Origin of the sequence: Ectobacillus ponti, assembly GCF_024294785.1 — a bacterium.
Taxonomy (GTDB): domain Bacteria; phylum Bacillota; class Bacilli; order Bacillales; family Bacillaceae_G; genus Ectobacillus; species Ectobacillus ponti.
On sequence record NZ_JANCLT010000076.1, the window covers coordinates 416 to 671 of the forward strand.

The window sequence follows — 256 nt, forward strand, 5'->3', positions numbered from 1 at the left end:
TCGGCTCTAGCCGTCATCCCCATGTTGTCTCTGAATTCCTTGTCCGTCAGCAATAGCTGAATCTTGCCAAGACAGTCTTCGAGGTCTCCTGGGGTGAACAGGAAGCTGGTCTTCCCTTCCTGATCTTCTGGAATTATATCACTCTTGATGGGCGCCTCGAGCTCGAGGAGATTGGGCTGGCTGAGGAAGATTTCTCGGGATACAGTGCAGAGCTGGCGGATCTCCGACTCGGAGAGCTGCACCTGCTTCCCCGGGC

1 protein-coding gene is annotated in these 256 nt (G+C 55.5%); it reads right to left on the reverse strand.

Annotated features, from left to right (window positions below; translation table 11 throughout):
- A partial coding sequence (locus tag NK662_RS24635; protein WP_254761351.1) for a hypothetical protein occupies positions 1 to 256 on the reverse strand: 256 nt, incomplete at both ends.